Below are 1,212 nucleotides of genomic sequence, written 5' to 3' on the forward strand. Positions count from 1 at the left end.
AGGGAATAGAATGACTATTCCCTCACATGGACTGGCAGCGTGCTATTTTCGCAGTTGCCTACTATCTTCGCCGCTGTGATGCTTAACTTCTGTGTTCGGCATGGGTACAGGTGTTTCCATCACGCCTTCACCACCAGATCCCTTCGAGCACGAACGCTCAAAACTGAACAGCCTCTCTCTTCCACTTCGGCTAAGCCCTCGGTCTATTAGTATCATTCAGCTCAGCATGTCACCATGCTTGCACCCATGACCTATCTACCTCCTCGTCTTGGAGGAACCTTACTTCCGAAGAATGGGAAGTCTCATCTTGGAGGGGGCTTCACGCTTAGATGCCTTCAGCGTTTATCCCTTCCGGACTTGGCTACCCAGCTGTGCCACTGGCGTGACAACTGGTGCACCATCGGTCCGTCCACCCCGGTCCTCTCGTACTGAGGGCAGCTCTCCTCAAACTTCCTGCGCCCACGACAGATAGGGACCGAACTGTCTCACGACGTTCTGAACCCAGCTCGCGTACCGCTTTAATGGGCGAACAGCCCAACCCTTGGAACCGACTTCAGCTCCAGGATGCGATGAGCCGACATCGAGGTGCCAAACCTCCCCGTCGATGTGAACTCTTGGGGGAGATCAGCCTGTTATCCCCAGGGTAGCTTTTATCCGTTGAGCGACGGCCCTTCCATTCGGTGCCGCCGGATCACTAAGCCCGACTTTCGTCCCTGCTCGACTTGTCTGTCTCGCAGTCAAACACCCTTTTGCCTTTGCACTCTGCGCATGGTTTCCATCCATGCTGAGGGTATCTTTGGGCGCCTCCGTTACTCTTTGGGAGGCGACCGCCCCAGTCAAACTGCCCACCTGACACTGTCCCGTCGACAGCTCCATGTCGTCCGGTTAGAACTCCAATGCATCAAGGGTAGTATCCCAACGTCGGCTCCTCGAATACTGGCGTATCCGTATCCTTGCCTCCTACCTATCCTGTACATCATGCATCAGAGTCCAATATCAAGCTACAGTAAAGCTCCATGGGGTCTTTCCGTCTAGTCGCGGGTAACCTGCATCTTCACAGGTACTAAGACTTCACCGAGTCTACAGCCGAGACAGCGCCCAAATCGTTACGCCTTTCGTGCGGGTCAGAACTTACCTGACAAGGAATTTCGCTACCTTAGGACCGTTATAGTTACGGCCGCCGTTTACTGGGGCTTCGGTTCATGGCTTCGC

The 1,212-nt window shown here is 54.5% G+C and carries 2 rRNA genes; both read right to left on the bottom strand.

The features are described 5' to 3' along the window. Positions 1 to 29: 29 nt before the first annotated feature. Positions 30 to 138, bottom strand: a 5S ribosomal RNA gene (gene rrf / locus B5E79_RS13230). Positions 139 to 186: 48 nt separating this feature from the next. Further along, positions 187 to 1,212 (bottom strand): 23S ribosomal RNA (locus tag B5E79_RS13235); the annotation flags it as partial.

The organism is Massilimicrobiota sp. An134, assembly GCF_002160815.1.
GTDB classification, from domain to species: domain Bacteria; phylum Bacillota_I; class Bacilli_A; order Erysipelotrichales; family Coprobacillaceae; genus Allocoprobacillus; species Allocoprobacillus merdigallinarum.